General features: G+C 68.8%; 13 protein-coding genes and 1 pseudogene. 6 read left to right on the top strand and 8 right to left on the bottom strand.

What is annotated here, in order from left to right; translation table 11 throughout:
* Window positions 1-53: 53 nt before the first annotated feature.
* From AB4Y75_RS00195 to AB4Y75_RS00175, 5 genes and pseudogenes are all read right to left on the bottom strand, one after another.
* Window positions 54-2,894, bottom strand: a complete 2,841-nt coding sequence (locus tag AB4Y75_RS00195) for a molybdopterin-dependent oxidoreductase (protein WP_441435228.1) — start codon at window positions 2,892-2,894, stop codon at window positions 54-56.
* A 30-nt stretch (window positions 2,895-2,924) separates the two neighbouring features.
* Window positions 2,925-3,836 (bottom strand): annotated as a pseudogene (locus AB4Y75_RS00190) (FAD binding domain-containing protein); the annotation flags it as partial.
* A 118-nt stretch (window positions 3,837-3,954) separates the two neighbouring features.
* The gene (locus tag AB4Y75_RS00185) at window positions 3,955-5,109 is read right to left on the bottom strand and encodes an XdhC family protein (protein WP_441433907.1); all 1,155 of its coding nucleotides are present in this window, start codon (window positions 5,107-5,109) and stop codon (window positions 3,955-3,957) included.
* A 99-nt stretch (window positions 5,110-5,208) separates the two neighbouring features.
* Window positions 5,209-6,756, bottom strand: coding sequence for an NCS2 family permease (locus AB4Y75_RS00180; protein WP_441433906.1), 1,548 nt, complete (start codon window positions 6,754-6,756; stop codon window positions 5,209-5,211).
* A gap of 13 nt (window positions 6,757-6,769) precedes the next feature.
* The gene (locus AB4Y75_RS00175) at window positions 6,770-7,255 is read right to left on the bottom strand and encodes a nucleoside deaminase (RefSeq protein ID WP_441433905.1); all 486 of its coding nucleotides are present in this window, start codon (window positions 7,253-7,255) and stop codon (window positions 6,770-6,772) included.
* A gap of 388 nt (window positions 7,256-7,643) precedes the next feature.
* Here AB4Y75_RS00175 and AB4Y75_RS00170 point away from each other — a divergent pair, with 388 nt between their 5' ends.
* A complete protein-coding gene (locus AB4Y75_RS00170) occupies window positions 7,644-8,993 on the top strand; it encodes an 8-oxoguanine deaminase (protein WP_441433904.1) in 1,350 nt (449 codons plus the stop codon).
* A gap of 128 nt (window positions 8,994-9,121) precedes the next feature.
* On the opposite strand, the gene AB4Y75_RS00165 is transcribed toward AB4Y75_RS00170, so the two are convergent.
* Window positions 9,122-9,331, bottom strand: a complete 210-nt coding sequence (locus tag AB4Y75_RS00165; RefSeq protein ID WP_441433903.1) for a hypothetical protein — start codon at window positions 9,329-9,331, stop codon at window positions 9,122-9,124.
* Window positions 9,332-9,741: 410 nt separating this feature from the next.
* Between AB4Y75_RS00165 and pucL the strand changes: the two genes are divergently transcribed.
* Together pucL and AB4Y75_RS00155 are read left to right on the top strand one after the other, a co-directional pair.
* Window positions 9,742-10,653, top strand: a complete 912-nt coding sequence (gene pucL, locus AB4Y75_RS00160; RefSeq protein WP_441433902.1) for a factor-independent urate hydroxylase — start codon at window positions 9,742-9,744, stop codon at window positions 10,651-10,653.
* Between the two features lie 274 nt (window positions 10,654-10,927).
* Window positions 10,928-12,397 carry a nucleobase:cation symporter-2 family protein gene (locus AB4Y75_RS00155; RefSeq protein WP_441433901.1) on the top strand — a complete coding sequence of 490 codons (1,470 nt, stop codon included), beginning with the start codon at window positions 10,928-10,930 and terminating at the stop codon, window positions 12,395-12,397.
* 84 nt (window positions 12,398-12,481) lie between these two features.
* Here AB4Y75_RS00155 and AB4Y75_RS00150 read toward each other — a convergent pair whose 3' ends face one another.
* On the bottom strand, window positions 12,482-13,417 hold the full coding sequence (locus AB4Y75_RS00150; RefSeq protein WP_441433900.1) for a hypothetical protein: 936 nt from the start codon (window positions 13,415-13,417) through the stop codon (window positions 12,482-12,484).
* A gap of 132 nt (window positions 13,418-13,549) precedes the next feature.
* Entirely contained in the window at window positions 13,550-14,305 is a 756-nt protein-coding gene (locus tag AB4Y75_RS00145) for an IclR family transcriptional regulator (RefSeq protein ID WP_441433899.1), read from the bottom strand.
* A 229-nt stretch (window positions 14,306-14,534) separates the two neighbouring features.
* Between AB4Y75_RS00145 and AB4Y75_RS00140 the strand changes: the two genes are divergently transcribed.
* From AB4Y75_RS00140 to AB4Y75_RS00130, 3 genes are all read left to right on the top strand, one after another.
* Window positions 14,535-15,950: an NAD-dependent malic enzyme gene (locus tag AB4Y75_RS00140; RefSeq protein ID WP_441433898.1), complete on the top strand. Its 1,416-nt coding sequence runs from the start codon at window positions 14,535-14,537 to the stop codon at window positions 15,948-15,950.
* A gap of 73 nt (window positions 15,951-16,023) precedes the next feature.
* Complete coding sequence (gene aceB / locus AB4Y75_RS00135; protein ID WP_441433897.1) at window positions 16,024-17,622, top strand: malate synthase A; 1,599 nt, start codon at window positions 16,024-16,026, stop codon at window positions 17,620-17,622.
* Window positions 17,622-18,887: a DUF6986 family protein gene (locus AB4Y75_RS00130; RefSeq protein ID WP_441433896.1), complete on the top strand. Its 1,266-nt coding sequence runs from the start codon at window positions 17,622-17,624 to the stop codon at window positions 18,885-18,887. Before aceB ends, AB4Y75_RS00130 begins: the two co-directional genes overlap by 1 nt.
* Window positions 18,888-18,894 lie beyond the last annotated feature (7 nt).

Raw genomic sequence — 18,894 nt, 5'->3', positions numbered from 1 at the left:
CCGTGGGCCCGGGACCTCAGGTCCCGGGCCCACGGCAGGCAGCATGAGCGGGCTCAGGCCGACGTCAGGCCGGCCTCCTTGAGCCCCAGGTACACCGCGTCCTGGGAGAGCGGCAATTCGGCGAACCGCACTCCCGTCGCATTCCGGATCGCGTTGGCCAGGGCCGGCGCCACCGGGTTGAACGGGCTCTCGCTCATGGATTTGGCGCCCAACGGCCCCGTGGAATCCTCGGTGGCGGCGAAGTAGACCTCGCTGCGCGGCGTGTCCGCGAAGGTGGGGATGTGGTACTGCCGCAGGATGTCCGTGTAGACCCGGCCGGTGTCGTCGATCCGCACCGCCTCGTACAGCGCTGCGCCCAGCGCCTGCGCGATCCCGCCCTCCACCTGCCCCCGGCACTGGCGCGGATTGACCACCTTGCCGGCGTCGGCGGCCTGGACACTCTGGAGGATGCGGATCTCGCCGGTCACGCGGCTGACCGCCACGCGGAAGCCGTGCACATTGAAGGCGACCGACCGCGGCGTGCCGCCCCATTCGCCGTCGGCCACCAGGGACAGCCCACGCTCGACGGCGGCGGCATGCAGGCGCTCGAGGCTCACCGTCCCGCTGGGGTGCGTGACGCCGTCGGGCCCCAGCATGCAGTCCTCCACCGGGACTCCCAGCAGATCCGAGCCCAGCGTGCGGAGCCGTTCCGCGAGCTCGGTGGCCGCCGCAAGCGTCGCCTTGCCCGCCACCACGGTCCCTGTGGACCCGAAGGCCCCGGTGTCGTGGCGGGTGTTGGCCGTGTCCGACTGCCGGTAGTCGACGGAGTCGGTGCTGGTGCCGAGCGCTTCGGCCGCGAGCTGGGTGTGGACCGTGGTGGTGCCGTTGCCGAACTCGGCCGTGCCGAACTCCACCAGGTACCGCCCGTCGGCGCCGAGCGAGACCCGGCTGTGCGAGAAGTGCCCGCGGGGCGGGACCGTGTCGATCATGGAGAGCGCGCTGCCCTCCCCCACCAGCCATTCCTCGCCGAGCTTCTCACCGAAGGACGCGTCCCGTTCGGCGCCCCGGCGGAGCGCATCCTCGGCCAGCCGGACGCACTGATCCAGGCCGTAGCTGCCGTAAAGGACATCCTCCTCCGGCTCGCTGTGGGAGGACAGCATGGGGTCGCCCTTGCGGACCATGTTCCTCCGCCGGAACTCCCAGGGGTCCATGCCGATGCCGTGGGCCAGCTCGTCCATGGCGGACTCCACCGCGAAGATCATCTGGCTGAGGCCGTAGCCGCGGAACGCCCCGGAGGGCAGGGTGTGCGTGTAGACGGCCTGGGCGTCCAGCTTCTTGTTGGCGCAGTTGTAGACGGCCACCGACTCACCGCAGCCGTGGAACATGACGCCCGGGCCGTGGTTGCCGTATGCCCCGGTATTGGTGAGCACGTTCAGCTGGAGCGCCGTCAGCGTGCCGTCCTTGCGGGCCGCGGCCTTGAGCCGGATGTGGAACGGGTGGCGCGTGGTGGTGGCGGTGAACTGTTCGGACCGGGTGAATTCGAGCTGCACGGGCACCCCGAGTTCCAAGGTGGCCAGTGCCGCGAGGTCTTCGGTGATGACCTCCTGCTTCCCGCCGAAGCCTCCGCCCACACGGCCCGTGAACACCCGGACGCTCTCCCGGGGGCGGTCGAAGATCCGGGCCAGGGTGCGCTGCGCCAGGAACGGCACCTGCGTGGACGAGCGCACGGTGAGCACGCCGTCCTCCACCCAGGCGATGGAGCAGTGGGTCTCCAGGGCCACGTGCTGGACCCGATGAGTGCGGTATTCCTTCTCGTGGACCACATCAGCGGTGGCGAACGCGGCGTCCACGTCCCCCAGCTCGGAATGCAGTTCGGCCAGCACGTTGTCCTGTGGCCGGGAGATCCGGGCCACGGCGCCGTCCTTCTCGCCGTGCACCGTGGGCGCCCCGGGGAGGATGGCCTCCTCGGGGGTGAACACGGCGGGCAGCACCTCGTACTCCACGTGGATCGCGCGGACGCCTGCTTCGGCGGCCTGCACCGAGTCGGCCACGACGGCGGCCACCCTCTGGCCGACGAACCGCACCACGGTGTCCAGCATCCGCATGTCGTCCGGGTCATCCTCGACGAGCTCGTGCTGAGCCGTGGAGTAGTGGAGGTCCGGGACGTCGTCCGAGGTGAAGACCCGCACGACGCCGGGCACGGCCAGGGCGGCCGACGTGTCGATCGAGAGGATCCGGGCGTGGGCGTGCGGCGAGCGCAGGAGTTTCATGTGGAGCAGTCCCGGGAAGTCCGCGGGATCCGTGTCCAGGGTGTACTTCACCTGGCCGGTGACGACGCCGGGACCCGCGGGGGCGGGAACGTTGTCCCCCATGCCCCCGCTGTGGCCGCGGTTCTCGCCCTCGGCGTCGCCACGGATGGCGTCCTCGATGGCCCGGTACCCGGTGCAGCGGCAGAGATTGCCCTTGAGGTTGCGGGGCAGGTTCTGCTTCTGTTCCTCGGTGAAGGTGGCGCTGGTCATGATCATGCCGGCCGTGCAGAAGCCGCACTGGAAGCCCTGAGTCTCCAGGAACTGCCGCTGCATGGGGTGGAGCGGGACCGGCTCAGAGGAGGGCGCGCCGTCGTGGTCGTCGTGCTCGGCGTGTGAGCAGCCGGCCGCGAGCCCTTCGATGGTGGTCACCTCGTGCCCGCCGGCGAGCGCGGCCGGGTAGATGCACGAGTGCACGGGATTGCCGTCGACGTGCACCGTGCAGGCGCCGCAGTCGCCGCCGTCGCAGCCCTTCTTCACGCCCGTGTTGCCCTGCTCGCGCAGGAAGGTGCGGAAGCACTGCCCGGCGCGTGGCTCGGCCGCGGCCGGGGCGCCGTTGATGACGATCGCGTCGCCGGTGGTGTCCGTGGAGGCCGCGTCGACCCCGATCGCGGCGAGTTCGGCGGACGCTTCGGCAGGGGCGACGGGCGGCCAGAAGTCACCGGAGACGACGACGCCGTCCCCTCCGCGCGCCGTCGTGTCGCCGCCGAGCGGCTCACCGCCCAGCTCGGCCAGGATCTCGCGGGCCAGCCGGTGGGTCATGTCCCGTCGCCATTCGGGGAGTCCGTGGATGTCGTCATGCCAGCGGCTCTCCGGGATTGCCGCTTCGAGGTCACGGGTGAGCGTGGCGGCGTCCGGGAACGCGGGGATCCCCCGTTCGTCCGAGTACCGCAGCTGCACGGGCCTCTTCGTGGACGCCGTGATGGTCAGGACGAACGTCCCGTCCTCATCCAGCCGCCCGATCAGAAGCACCCCGGAGCGGCCCAGCTTGCTGAGCGAAAGCCTCCGGAACGCCACCCGGGCCCGCAGGGCCTTCGCCGGGAGGAAGACACTGCGCAGCAGTTCCCCGGGTGCCAGGACGTTCTGCATCTCCCCGGTCACGAACCGGGTCACCGGCACCCGGCGCGAGGTCCCGTCGGGCGAGAGGATCAGGGCCACGCCGTCCAGGCCGGCGGTCAGGGAGATCATGGGCCCGGCGGGCAGGGAGGTGCAGATGTTCCCGCCCAGGGTGGACATGTTCCAGATCTTGAAGGACGCCACGAAGGAGTCGCAGGCGGGACGGAACAGTGCCAGGCCCGGCCAATCGACGCGCCGCGCCAGTTCGCCCGGCAGCGCGTACACGCGGGCCACCGTGCACGTGGCCGCGAGTTCGAGACCCTCGTCGTGCATGGTCACCGGTTCCCAGCCGGCCTGGTGCAGGCTGAGCAGTCTGGTCAGGGTGCTGCTCCCATAGGAATACAGGACCGTCCCCCCGGCCAGCCACGCATCACCCTCGCGCCACTGCGCGGGGTCTGCCGTGGCCACCACCTGCTCGATGGTGTTCATGTCCATGTCGTCCTCCTTGCTGCGATGCCCCGGCCTCCGGGGCGGTGCGTCGTCGCGCCGTCCGGCCGCCGTGGGCAGGGTCTTTCAGTGGTGCGAGCCGCGGGAGCGCGGCCTGCCAGGCTTGTCAGTGGTGGATGGGGCCGCTCCCTCGGGAGAGCGGGGCGGTGGAACCAGGGGCGCCGTGCAGGACGCCCACCAGTTCGGCGGCGATGGCCACCGCCACCTCCGCGGGGGTGACGGCGCCGAGGTCCAGCCCGATCGGCGAGTGCAGCCGGTCCAGGAGCCCGGGTTCCAGCCCCTGCTCCAGGAGCGACGCACGCCGCTGCCGGTCACTGCGCCGCGATCCCAGGGCGCCCACATAGGCCAGGTCCAGGCGGAGGGCGCTGAGCAGGAGCGGGATGTCGAATTTGGGGTCGTGGGAGAGGACGAACAGCACGCTGCGTTCATCCAGCCGACCCGCGCCGGCCTGATGGTCCAGATAGCGGTGCGGCCAGCTGCGTTCCACGGCATCGGCCGAGGCGAAGCGTCCCTGGGCCGCGAAGCTGGGGCGGGCGTCGCACAGGGTGACGTGGAAGCCCAGGAGTTTCAGCACGGGGAGGAGGGCCTCCGAGAAGTCGTTGGCCCCCACCACCACGGCCCGTGGGGCGGGCAGGCGGCTCTCCACGAATAATTCCATGGGCCGGGTCCCGGCCGCGCCGTCCCCGCAGCCCTGCGGCGGGGCCACCCGGACAAGGCCGGAACGCCCCTGCCGGAGGAGCGGCTCCACCTGGGTCATGGCCCGGCGCAGAACGTCGTCCTGGACCGGAGCCGGCTGGGGCTCCAGACCGAGCAGGCCCACCCAGGTCTCCCGGGCGATGTCTCCCACCGACGACGGCGCGGACAGCGTCACGGCCGCCGCGCCGTCGTCGTCGAGGCGGCGGAGGAGTGCCGCCGGCGCCGAGGCCAGCGCCTTGCGCTCGGGCCCGCTGAGCCGGCTCAGGTGGATTTCCAGCTCCCCGCCGCAGCTCAGTCCCGCCGCGAAGGCGTCCTCGGCGCTGTAACCGAAACGCTCACGGCGTGCGCCGCCACCGGCCAGGACCTCCTGTGCGGCGGCCACCACGGCGCCCTCGACGCAGCCGCCGGAGAGGCTGCCGAGAACACCGCCTCCCGCGGCGACGAGCATGGAGGTTCCCGCGGGGCGCGGTGTGGAACCGCTGGTGGTGACGATGGTCGCCACCACCAGCTCCTCGCCGTCGCGGGCGGGGGCCCAGTCGTCGAAATGCCGTCCGAGTTCCAGCACCGCGCTCCTCCTTTCCTCAAGGTTGTTTCTCAGAAACGGGCCTCCGGCGCCGGAGCGCCGGATGTTCCTGTCAGGATGCCCCCTGGGGGCCGTTTCCCGTCAGACGCCCATCAGCGTGTTGATCGGACCGCGGGCGAAGTACACCAGGAATCCGGCGGTGACCACCCACATGAGCCAGTGGACCTTCTTCGCCCGCCCGGAGGCCGTGGCGACCACGGTCCAGGAGATGAAGCCCGCGCCGATGCCGTTCGCGATCGAGTAGGTCAGCGGCATGGTCACGATGGTCAGGAACGCGGGCAGGGCCACGGAGAACTTGTCCATCCGGATCTCGCGGATCTGGGACATCATGAGGGCGCCCACCACCACCAGCGCACCGGCGGCCACTTCGAGCGGGACCACGGACGTCAGGGGCGTCAGGAACATCGAGCCGATGAACAGCAGGCCCGTGACGATCGAGGCGAGCCCGGTCCGGGCCCCCTCACCGATGCCGGCGGCGGAGTCGATGTAGACCGTGTTGGACGATCCGCTGTTCAGGCCGCCCGCCACCGCTCCGAAGCCTTCGATGATGAAGGCGCTCTTCAACCGGGGGAAGGTGCCGTCCTTGTGGGACAGGCCCGCGCTCTTCGCCAGGCCCGTCATGGCGCCCATGGCATCGAAGAAGTTGGTGAACACCAGGGTGAAGACCAGCATGGTGGCCGCCAGCCCTCCGATCCGGCCGAAGGATCCGAAGAAGTCCACCTGGCCCACCAGGGACAGATCCGGCACGGAGACCAGCTGCCCCGAGATGACCGGGGTGTTCAGATGCCAGCCGCCCGGATTGTCGGGGCCGGCGGCTCCGATGTGGAAGACCTGCTCGGCCACGACGGCGAGGATGGTCGCCACGACGATCCCGATCAGCAGACCGCCCTGCACCTTGCGCGCCACCAGGACGCTCATGAGGAGCAGCCCGATGATGAACACCAGGGTGGGGATGGTGGCGATGGATCCGTCGGTGCCGAGCTGGACCGGCGGGCCGCCGAGGGTGCGTGTCACGAAGCCCGAATCCACGAAGCCGATGAAGGCGATGAACAGGCCGATTCCCACGGTGATGGCGGCCTTGAGTTCCTTGGGCACGGCCTTGAAGATGGCGGTCCGTGCCCCGGTGATGCCGAAGAGGACGATCAGGATGCCGTTGATGACCACCAGCCCCATGGCCTCGGGCCAGGTGACCTCGTGGATGACCGAGACGGCCAGGAACGAGTTGATGCCGAGGCCGGCCGCCAGGCCGAACGGCAGGCGGGCCACCAGGCCGAAGATGATGGTCATGACGCCGGCGGTCAGGCCGGTGACGGCGCCGACCTGGAGGGCGGGGAGCCAGCCTCCGAGGACGTCCCGTGGGGCACGGTCCGCCGAGAATCCGCCCAGGATGAGCGGGTTGAGCACCACGATGTAAGCCATGGTGAAGAAGGTGACCACGCCGCCGCGGATTTCTCGGGCGACCGTGGAGCCGCGGCGGGTGATCTCGAAGAAACGGTCCAGGGCGCTGGTGCCGGCCGGAGTGCCGTTGCCGGTGGCGGAGCCGCCGGCTCTGCCTGCGTTCTTCCCGCGCGACGCGGTGTTCCCGGGATTCCCGGCCGGAGTGCCGGACTGGGTTGAGGTGATGGACATGGGGACGCCTCCCTCAGTAATCGATCCGGGAGTCGAGGGTGTTCCAGGTGGTGAAGGGGTCCATGGGCTGAGGGCCCCCGGCCTCCAGCTCCTCCCGGACCACGGGCATGATGCTCCGGGTCTCCGGCTTGTCGAAGTAGTCGTAGAACACGGCGTCGTCGAAGCCCGCGGAGGCCGCGTCATGCCGGTCCGCGGCGAAGACCACGCGGGACACCCGGGCCCAGAGCGCGGAGGCGAGGCACATGGGGCACGGCTCGCAGCTCGTGTAGAGGGTGGCCCCGCTCAGGTCGAACGTGCCGAGCGCAGCGCAGGCGGTGCGGATTGCGGTGACCTCGGCGTGGGCGGTGGGGTCGTTGTTGGCGGTGACACGGTTGACGCCTTCGAAGCGCTGGCCGTCAGCGGTGACGATCAGGGCGCCGAACGGGCCTCCGTGCTTGAGGACGTTGTCTGTGGCCAGCTGGACTGCGGCGGCCAATTCCTTGGTGGCGGTGGTGCTCATCTCAGAGACTCCCTTGCGAAGGCTGGATCCGGCCGCGAAGAAGCCACTGCTGCTGCGGGGCTTCGTCGACCAGGATCCAACGTTGTGCTGTGAAGGATTTTTAGTAACGCCTGGTAGATAGCGTCCCGTGATCCGGGGTGCCCGCCTTTGGCAGGAACGAATCTAGCAGAGGACTTGTGAGCTGCGCCACAGTTTTTTGAAATTTGATTTCCATCAGATGGAACAAAGCCTCTGAGCTGGGCGGACGCTCCGCGGACCGACGCCGGTCCCGCGGTCACACCGGTCATCATTGACCGGAAAGCGGCCCGCCCCTACCCTGGTGACACCTGGATCAGCAGACAGGGCATAACTGAGCTGGCACACATTCCCCACGGAAAGGACGCCAGCCATGAGCCGGATCTGGATCAAGAACCCCCTCGCCGCCTTCACTGCCACGGAGCACGACGCCGGCGGCGGCATCGTCATCGAGAACGGCGTGATCGCCGAGCTCCTCGCCTCAGGCCAGAGCCCCGCCGCCCCCGTCGACGAGACATTCGACGCCTCGGGCCATGTGGTCACCCCGGGCCTGATCAACACGCACCACCACTTCTACCAGACGCTCACGCGCGCCTGGGGTCCGGCGGCGAACGCCAAACTGTTCCCCTGGCTGAAGAACCTCTACCCGGTCTGGGCGCGGCTCACCCCGGAGAGCCTGGAGCTGGCGGTCACCGCGGCACTCGCGGAGCTGCTTCTCTCGGGCTGCACGACGGCGGCCGACCACCACTACGTCTTCCCCGCCGGGCTGGACGACGCCATCGACATCGAAGTGGGCGCGGTCCGCCGCCTGGGCATGCGCGCCACCCTCACCCGCGGCTCCATGACCCTGGGCGAGAAGGACGGCGGGCTTCCTCCGCAGAGCGTGGTCCAGGACGGCGACACCATCCTGGCCGACGCCGAGCGGCTCATCTCCACCTATCACTCCACCGCCTCCGACGCCGATGTCCACATCGCCCTGGCCCCGTGCTCGCCCTTCTCGGTCACCCGCGAGATCATGACGGAAAGCGCCGGCCTGGCCGCACGCCGCGGTGTCCGCCTGCACACCCACCTCGCCGAAACCCTGGACGAGGAGGACTTCTGCCGCGAGATGTTCGGCCTGCGCACCGTGGACTATCTGGAGAGCGTCGGCTGGCTCGGCCCGCAGAGCTGGCTCGGCCACGGCATCCACTTCGACGACGCCGAGGTGGCCAGGCTGGGCGCCGCGGGCACCGGGATAGCCCACTGCCCGACGTCGAACATGCGCCTCGCCTCCGGCATCGCCCGGGTGGTGGAGCTGGAGGACGCGGGGGCGCCGGTGGGGCTCGGCGTGGACGGCTCGGCCAGCAATGACGCGTCCAACATGATCCAGGAGGCCCGGCAGGCGCTGTATCTGCAGCGACTGCGTTACGGCGCCGACATCCCCGTGGAGCGCGCACTGGGCTGGGCCACCCTGGGATCGGCGCGCGTGCTCGGCCGCCAGGCGGACCTCGGCTCGCTCGAGGTGGGCAAGCAGGCCGACCTCGCCTTCTTCCGGCTGGACGGGCTGCGCTTCTCCGGCAGCCACGATCCGCTCGCGGCACTCCTGCTCTGCGGGGCGGACCGGGCCGACCGCGTCATGGTCGGCGGGCAGTGGCGCGTGGTGGACGGGAAGATCCCGGGCCTGGACCTGGAGGACCTCATCCGCCGGCACAGCGCAGCGGCCCGCCGGATCATCTCCGCCTGACCAGGCAGATCGGACTGCACCCACAGAAGAACCCCCGGGCGTCATCGACCGGGGGTTCTCTGGGTTCGGGACCTGGGTCCAGCGCGCGACGGCGGTCAGGCCGCCGTCGCGCGGGAGGACGGTGCGCGTCAGGAACCGGAGGCGGGCCTGCGGAGGAAGGACAGTCCCTTGACCCAGCGGTTGGCGCCGCGGCCCTTGACGGCCTCCGCTTCGCGGGCCCGGCGGTAGGCCGGGAGGCAGAAGTCGGGATCGGTGCCGCCGAGCGGCAGGTAGAACTCCTGAGTGCGGGCCTGCGCCGCGAGTTCGTGAATCCGGGTGGTGCTGCTGCGATCCTGCATGATCTACTCCTTACCTTTCGCCCAGGGTCCGCGGCGTGCGGACGATCCGTAGCTGATGTTCCGCTCACTTCCGTAATGCGGAAGAACTTTTTTGTTCTGTGAAAAGTCTACGAAGGGTGAGGAGGGGCGTCAAGGCCCCTCCAGGGACGTCACAAAGGGCCGTTGTCACAATCGCCAATTTTGAACCAGTCAGAAAATGTGATTTACAACACCGGAATCCCGGGTCTAGGATGATTCTCAATTCGTGACGCAGATCACGGATACCTGAGAGCAGCAGGCAGGGTCGTAATGAGCTGGCATCCACGGATGTCGGCTCATTTTTTTGTGCCGGGATCCGCCAACAGGCGCCGCACGGCGCACGACACGACAACGATGGACTGAGCATCCATCAGGAAAGTTGGGACAAGACCATGAGCAACAACATCGTCCTCGGCAAGAACCAGTACGGCAAGGCGGAGAACCGCGTCGTCAAGATCACCCGCGACACCGACCGCCACGAGATCGAGGACCTCAACGTCACCTCGCAGCTCCGCGGCGACTTCACCGCCGCCCACATCGAAGGCGACAACTCCCACGTGGTCGCCACCGACACGCAGAAGAACACCGTCTTCGCCTTCGCCCGTGACGGCATCGGCTCCCCCGAGGAATTCCTCATCCGCCTGGCCAACCACTTCACCGGCGAGTTCGAGTGGGTCACGGGTGGCCGTTGGGAAGCCGAGCAGTTCGCCTGGGAGCGCATCCTCTCCGGCGGCCAGGAGCACAACCACTCCTTCGTCCGCAAGGGCCAGGAAGTCCGCAACGCCGTGGTCACCAAGGACGGCGACGACGTCTACGTCATCTCCGGCCTGAACGACCTCACGGTCCTCAAGTCCACCCAGTCCGGCTTCGTGGGCTACCCGAAGGACAAGTACACCACCCTGCAGGAGACCACGGACCGCATCCTGGCCACCGACGTCTCCGCCCGCTGGCGCTACCGCAACGACGCCGTCGCCGAGGGTGGCATCGACTACAACGCGACCTACGAATCCGTGAAGGCCCTCCTCCTGGAAGGCTTCTCCGAGGAGTACTCCTACGCGCTGCAGCAGACCCTGTTCCAGATGGCTCAGAAGGTCTTCGCGGCCCACCCGGAGATCGACGAGCTGCGATTCTCCACCCCGAACAAGCACCACTTCGTGGTGGACCTGTCCCCGTTCGGTCTCGACAACCCGGGCGAGGTCTTCTTCGCCGCGGATCGCCCGTACGGCCTGATCGAGGCCAACTTCGAGCGCGAGACCATCTCCGACCCGGGCAACGCCTGGGACGGCATCGTCGGCTTCTGCTGACCCCCTGACTCGCCCGGGCTGCGCGCCACCAGCGCCCCTCGTGCCTGCTCTGCACCGAGGCGGACGCGAGCGCAGCCCGGGTGACACCCCCCTCCAGGAGCACACCCACCCGGCGGCCCGGCGTCGTCGTTCCCTTCATCTTGTGACCGCTTCCGGCAATGGCGCCGGAACGCGCCACACCTCCCTCCCAGGCCCCCGGTGCCCCCACCGATGCCGGCCGATCGCCGCAACGCCGCGGCACCCCATCAATCATTAGGCAGACAGGAAGTCTGAAATGAGCGCAACAACAGTCAAGCCCACCACCCGGCCGGAGGATGAGCGCCTGTCCCTCGGCAGCACCTTCGCGTACGGATTCCAGCACGTCCTCACCATGTACGGCGGGATCATCGCGCCGCCGCTCGTCATCGGCCAGGCCGCCGGCCTCAAGCCGGACGAGATCGGCGTCCTGATCGCCAGCTGTCTCTTCATGGGCGGCGCGGCGACTATGCTCCAGACCCTCGGCATCAAGTTCTTCGGCTCGCAGCTCCCGCTCGTGCAGGGCGTGTCCTTCGCCGGCGTGGCCACCATGGGCGCCATCGTCTCCCAGGGCGGCGGCCTGCCGGCCGTGTTCGGATCGGTGATCGTCGCCTCGATCATCGGCCTGATCATCGCGCCGCTCTTCTCACAGATCCTGCGCTTCTTCCCGCCGGTGGTGACCGGCACCGTGATCACCACCATCGGCCTCACGCTGATGCCGGTGGCCGGCAACTGGGTCATGGGCGGCAACGCCAAGGCTGACAACTACGGCAGCATGGCCAATGTCGGGCTCGCGGGCCTCACCTTCGTGATCGTCCTGGTCCTGTCCAAGGTCGGCAGTGCCACCATCTCCCGCCTGTCCATCCTGCTCGCCATGGTGATCGGCACGATCATCGCCGTCTTCACCGGCCAGGCCAACTTCTCCACCGTGGGCAACGGCCCCATCTTCGCCTTCCCCACCCCGTTCGCGTTCGGCATGCCGACGTTCAACGTGGCCGCCATCATCTCCATGTTCATCGTGATCCTGGTGACCCTGACGGAGACCAGCGCGGACATCATCGCCGTCGGTGAGATCGTCGGCACCAAGGTGGATCGCAAGCGTGTGGCGGACGGCCTGCGGGCCGACATGATCTCCAGCGCCGTCTCCCCGGTGTTCGGTTCTTTCACCCAGAGCGCGTTCGCCCAGAACGTGGGTCTGGTGGCCATCACGGGCATCAAGAGCCGCTTCGTGGTCAGCGCCGGCGGTGTCATCCTGATCGTCCTCGGTCTGCTCCCGGTCATGGGCCGCGTGGTGGGAGCCGTGCCCATGCCGGTCCTGGGCGGCGCAGGCATCGTCCTCTTCGGCACGGTGGCCGCCTCCGGCATCCGCACCCTGTCCACCGTGGACTACAAGGGCAACATGAACCTGATCATCGTGGCCTCCTCGCTGGGCTTCGGTATGCTGCCGGTGGTCAAGCCGGACATCTACCACGCGTTCCCGGACTGGTTCGTGACCATCTTCCACTCCGGCATCAGCTCCGCCGCCATCATGGCGATCCTGCTGAACCTGCTGTTCAACTACGTCAAGACCGGCAACTCCAAGAACTCCTCGGTGTTCGTGGCGGGAACCGATCGTGTCCTCACCCCGCAGGACCTCCGCGGCCTGCGTGAAGGCGACCGTTTCGAAAACGGCAAGCTGATCGACTGCGACGGCCAGGAAGTCAAGGTCGAACCGGGAGACGCCCACTAGCACCCGCCTCTCCCCCTCACGCGAACCGCCATTAGATGCCCTTATCCGGCTTGGATTCGGGCATCTAGTGGCGGTTCGTGTGTGTCAGCGGCGCCAACCGGCGGCCCACAGCGCCTCACGGATCACGACGACGGCGCGGGGCCGCTCGCCGTCGAGGTCTCCCTTCTTGAGACGCACCTCAGTCCACTCGGCGGCAAGCGTCCTGCGGTGCCTCTCGATGTCCCTGGCGTACTGATCGTCGGCATCGTGGACGGCGCCGTCGTACTGAATGGACAGACGCCAGACGGAGTAACTCAGGTCGGGCCACACCACCGGGCGCCCCGAGCCGTCGCGGATCGGCGCATTCAGCTCCGGTTCCGGGAGTCCGGCGTCGACGATCGCCAGCCGAAGCCGGCTTTCCTGCGGCGAGTCAGCCCCGACCCTCGCGAGATCCAGCGCGAGGCGCGCTTTCCTGACTCCGCGCTTCCCCGGGTGACAGCGCACCACGGCACGAAGCTCGGGAAGAGTCACCCACGGTTCGCGGGGATAAGGATGATCCTCCGGGTGCGCCCAGATGAGCCGGTCCGCGATCGGCACCAGCTCCTCGACTTCGAGAAACTCCGCGAGATCCAGGAAAGTCCGCGCAGGAGAGGTGAGCCGGAGCCCGTCCAGCACCACGACCTCGCCGGCGGCAAAAGTCAGCTCCCGGCCGAGGACATTGGCGCGCCTCGGCCGGTTGACACCGCGCGGATGAGCGATCCGGATGCGCCAGTCGCCGAGCGTTCGCCACGGCAGCGGCATGTCCCACACCCGGGCGGCACTGAAGTCCACCAACGTCGCCCGAGAATCGATCTCGCAGTAGGCCCGGAGCGCGGAGATCGGCCCGGACGCCGGGTGAGCGGGGATGCGGATTCCCCGGGACACCCGCACCAGGTCACCGGCACGCGTCCTCTTTCGGGAGACGCCCAAGGCATCGGCTTGGTGGACCGAGAACGAACCGTCAGCGAGCGGCGACGGGAGCGGCGTGGGGCGACGAGGCATGCCTCATTGTGTCGGTGCCCGGCTGCATCGTGCAGAGGTTATCCACAACCCCCACGCGAACCGCCATTAGGTGCCCGTATCCGGCGTGGATACGGGCACCTAATGGCGGTTCGCGTGAAGGGGGCGGGCAGGTCAGACCCGGTTGAACTCCAGGGACAGGGCCTTGGCGGCTTCCGTCAGCATCGGGACGGCGCGCTCGGAGAACGCCTGGTCCACGCGGGTGATCGGGCCGGACACGGAGATGGCGCACGGGGTCGGGGCGTCCGGCACGGCCATGGCGAAGCACCGCACCCCCAGCTCCTGCTCCTCCTCGTCGATGGAGTACCCGCGTTCGCGGATCAGCGCCAGGTCGTCCAGCAGGGCCTCGACCGACCCCAGGCTCTTGACGGTCGGCGTGGGCATCCCGGCTCGCTGCACGATGCCACGCACGGTCTCGTCGTCGAGCTGGGCCAGGATGGCCTTGCCCACGCCGGTCGCGTGCATGTGCGCCCGGCGGCCCACCTCGGTGAACATGCGCATGGCGTGCGGCGAGGGGACCTGCGCCACGTAGATGATCATGTCCGTGTCCAGCACCGCCATGTTCGCGGTCTCGCCGAGCCGGTCCACCAGGAACTTGAGCTGCGGGCGCGCGACGGCGCCGAGCTGCATCGAGGCCGCCTCGCCGAGGCGGATGAGCCGCGGGCCGAGGGCGTACCGCCGGTTGGGCAGCTGCCGGATGTAGCCGAGGGACACGAGGGTCCGCAGGAGCCGGTGGATGGTGGGCAGTGGCAGATCCGTGGAGGAGGACAGCTCACTGAGCGTCACGTCCCCACCCGCATCCGTGATGAGTTCCAGCAGTTCAAAGACGCGTTCCACGGACTGAACTCCGCCTGAGGTCTTCTCCGCCATCTCAACTCCTTCCCGCTTCATTGCGTATGGGTGCGGTACCTTCCGGTAAATCTTATCCGCATCGCGGAAAGATCCGTGGACCGCCTGCCTACCATCCAACAGTTAGAAACGGTCCGGAAGCAAGAGCAATTGCTCTTGTCTTTCCACTTTGTAGAGAATAATATCCATAATACGAAAACATCTCGCGGGAGGCTGAGGCTCCGCGGGCCCAACACTGGAGGAGAATTCAATGGCGAATCCCAGCCCCGGAAATTCCATCACCCTGCGCGTCGAGGCCCCCTCGAGCTTCACCGCGACCAGCGAGCTGGCCGCCGCCGTCGGCAACGCCGGCGCAGCCGTCACCGCACTGGACGTGGCGGAATCCCACCACAACACCATCGTCGTGGACGTCACCTGCAACACCACGGATGACGAGCACGCCAAGCGCGTCGAAGCCGCGCTGAACGCCCTCGACGGCGTCAAGGTCCTCCACGTCTCGGACCGCACCTTCCTCATGCACCTGGGCGGCAAGCTCGAGGTGGTCCCTAAGGTCCCGCTGCGCAACCGTGACGACCTGTCCCGCGCCTACACCCCCGGCGTCGCCCGCGTCTGCATGGCGATCGCCGAGGATCCTTCCGCGGCGCGCAACCTGACCGTCAAGCGCAACACCGTGGCGGTCGTGACCGACGGTTCCGCCGTCCTGGGCCTGGGCAACATCGGCCCGGCGGCAGCCCTGCCCGTCATGGAAGGCAAGGCCGCGCTCTTCAAGCAGTTCGCCAACGTGGATGCCTGGCCGGTCTGCCTGGACACCCAGGACACCGAGGAGATCATCCGCACCGTCAAGCTCCTGGCACCCGTCTTCGGCGGCGTGAACCTCGAGGACATCGCGGCTCCCCGCTGCTTCGAGATCGAGGCCCGCCTGCGCGAGGAACTCGACATCCCCGTCTTCCACGACGACCAGCACGGCACCGCCATCGTCACCCTCGCCGCCCTCGTCAACGCCCTGCGCGTGGTGGGCAAGAAGATCGCCGACGTCAAGATCGTGGTCTCGGGCGTCGGCGCCGCCGGCTCCGCCATCATCCAGCTCCTCAAGGCCCAGGGCGCCCAGCACATCATCGCCGCCGGCCGCTCCGGCGCCATCCACAAGGGTGAGAGCTACGACGACCACCACCGCACCTGGATCGCCACCAACACCAACGAGGAAGGCTTCTCCGGCAGCCTTCACGAGGCCCTGGTGGGCGCCGACGTCTTCATCGGCGTCTCCGCTCCGAACATCCTGGCCGAGGAGCACGTGGCCTCCATGGCCGACGACGCGATCGTCTTCGCCATGGCCAACCCCACCCCCGAGGTCGATCCGGTGGTCGCGTCCAAGCACGCCGCCGTCGTCGCCACCGGCCGCAGCGACTTCCCGAACCAGATCAACAACGTGCTGGCCTTCCCGGGCCTGTTCCGCGGTCTTCTGGATGCCGGAGCCAGCGACATCACCCCGGACATGCTCGTGGCCGCGGCCGAAGCCATCGCCAACCGCGTGGCGGATGATGAACTCAACGCGAGCTACATCATCCCGAGTATCTTCGATCTTCAGGTGACCAAGGACGTCGCCGCGGCCGTGGCCGCAGCCGCCCACGCCAATTCGGCCGCTGCTGAGGCAGCGGCAGCCCTCTGACCGGCTGGGCAATCCAGCACACGCCGTCCGGCCCCTCGGGCCGGACGGCACCTTGGAGAAGTTAGGACAGCACATGACCATCACCGTCACCAACCCCCAGCCGGTGGAGCGCGCCGAGGAGATCCTCACCCCGGAAGCCCTCGCTTTCGTGGAGGCCCTGCACCAGAAGTTCGCGGCACGCCGCAATGAACTGCTCGACGCCCGCGTCACCAAGCGCGAACAGGTCGCCAAGACCGGGACCCTGGACTTCCTCCCGGAGACCGCCGAGGTCCGCTCGGGGGACTGGAAGGTCGCGGAGGCGCCCGCCGCCCTGCAGGACCGCCGCGTCGAGATGACCGGTCCGGCCTCGCCGGCCAAGATGGCCATCAACGCCCTGAACTCCGGAGCCAAGGTCTGGCTCGCCGACCTCGAGGACGCCAGCACCCCGACGTGGCACAACGTCATCGACGCGATCCTCAACCTGCGCGACGGCGCCCGCGGCACCCTCTCCTTCACCTCCCCGGAGGGCAAGGAGTACCGCCTCCGCACGGACGCGCCGCTCGCCGTCGTCGTGACCCGTCCGCGTGGCTGGCACATGGACGAGAAGCACGTCCTGGTGGACGGCCAGGTCGGTGTGGGCGCGCTGGTGGACTTCGGTCTGCACTTCTTCCACGTGGCCAAGCAGCTGATCGAGAACGGTCACGGCCCGTACTACTACCTGCCCAAGATGGAGAGCCACCTGGAGGCCCGCCTCTGGAACGACGTCTTCACCTTCGCCCAGGAGTACGTCGGCATCCCCTACGGCACCGTCCGCGCCACCATGCTGATCGAGACCATCCCGGCGGCGTTCGAGATGGAGGAGATCCTCTACGAACTGCGCGACCACGCCTCCGGCCTGAACGCCGGCCGCTGGGACTACATGTTCAGCATCGTGAAGTACTTCCGCGACGCCGGTGCGGACTTCCTCTTCCCGGACCGCGCCTCGGTCCAGATGACCGCGCCGTTCCTGCGCGCCTACACCGAGCTGCTCGTGAAGACCTGTCACAAGCGCGGCGCCTTCGCCATGGGCGGCATGGCCGCCGTCATCCCGAACCGCCGCGAGCCGGAGGTCACCGAGGCCGCCTTCGCCAAGGTCCGCAACGACAAGACCCGCGAGGCCACCGACGGCTTCGACGGCTCCTGGGTGGCCCACCCGGACCTGGTCCCGATCTGCGTCGAGGTGTTCGACTCCTTCCTCGGCGACAAGCCGAACCAGCTGGACAAGCAGCGCCCCGAGGTGGAGGTCACCGCAGCACAGCTCCTCGACGTCGCCTCAGCCAAGGGTGAGGTCACCGAGGCCGGCCTGCGTCTGAACCTCTACGTCGCCGTCGCCTACACCGCGGTGTGGATCTCCGGCAACGGCGCCGTGGCCATCCACAACCTCATGGAGGACGCGGCCACCGCCGAGATCTCCCGCTCCCAGGTGTGGCAGCAGATCAACGCCGGCTCCGTGCTCGCCGACACCGGCAACACGGTCACCCGCGAGCTGGTCCGGCAGATCCTCACCGAGGAGACCGACAAGCTGCGCGGCGAAGTGGGCGAAGAGGCCTTCGAGAAGTACTACTCCCCGGCCAGCGAGCTGATCGCCGAGCTGTGCCTGGGCGAGGGCTTCGTGGACTTCCTCACCACCCCTGCGTACGAGCTGGTCGACTGATGGCGGGCACCTCGCTCTCCGCAGCCGATCTGGCCGGCGTCGAGACCCGGCTCGCGGCCACGGACACGCTCCTGGACCGCAACTATCCGGGCGATGACGGCAGCCGCCAGCCCATCCACACGGTGTACGTGTCCGCGGACCGCTTCACGCCGGACTTCGCGGCGGAGTGGGGCCAGGCCGCGAACGACGTCGTCGCGCAGCACGGCGGCCTCGAAGCCCTGGGCGCCCTGCTGGGGCAGTCCGAGGAGCTGAACGCCGCCGTCGCGCCGCGCGTCGCGGCCAAGCTGGCGAACGAGCCCATCGAGGACCTCCGCCTGGACTTCGAGGACGGCTACGGCAACCGTGGCGACGAGGCCGAGGACGCCGACGTGGTGACCGCGGCCAAGGCCGTCCACCAGGCGGTGGAGGCCGGCACGGCTCCCCCGTTCATCGGCATCCGCTTCAAGTGCTTCGAGGCCCCCACCCGGGCCCGCGGCCTGCGCACCCTGGACCTGTTCGTCTCCACACTGGTGGAGCAGGGCGGTCTTCCCGACGGCCTGGTCCTGACCCTGCCGAAGGTGACCACCGTGGACCAGGTCACGGCCATGGACCACGTGGTCTCCCGCCTGGAGGAGATCCACGGTCTGCCCGCCGGCCGTCTGCGCTTCGAGGTGCAGGTGGAGACGCCGCAGCTCATCCTGGGCCACGAAGGCACCCACCCGGTGGCGCAGCTGCCGCACGTGGTGCCGGGCCGCATCAGCAGCCTGCACTACGGCACCTACGACTACTCGGCCAGCCTCCAGATCGCCGCGGAGTACCAGTCCATGGAGCACCCGGTGGCCGACGTGGCCAAGGAGATCATGCAGCTGGCCGTGGCCGGGACCGGCATCCGTCTGTCCGACGGCTCCACGAACATCATCCCCGTGGGTGAGAACGTGGAGAACGCCTGGAAGCTGCACGGCCGCCTGGTCCGCCGCTCCCTGGAGCGCGGCTACTACCAGGGCTGGGATCTGCACGCGCATCAGCTGCCGAGCCGTTTCGCGGCGAGCTACGCCTTCTACCGCGAGGGCCTGGCCGCGGCCACCACGCGCCTGAAGAACTACTTCTCCCAGACGGACGCGGGCGTCATGGACGAACCCGCCACCGCCCGGGCGCTGGCCAACTTCGTCCTGCGCGGCGTTCAGTGCGGCGCGGTCGGTGAGGACGAGGTCCTCGCCCTGACCGGCGTCGCACTCCCGGAGCTGACGGTGCTCGCGCACCCGCGGCTCGCCACCACTTCTCACTGATTCACGA

This window comes from Arthrobacter sp. RAF14 (assembly GCF_052114185.1).
Lineage (GTDB): Bacteria > Actinomycetota > Actinomycetes > Actinomycetales > Micrococcaceae > Arthrobacter_E.
The sequence above is the reverse complement of the archived record's forward strand: the minus strand, read 5'-3'. Positions and strand labels throughout refer to the sequence as shown.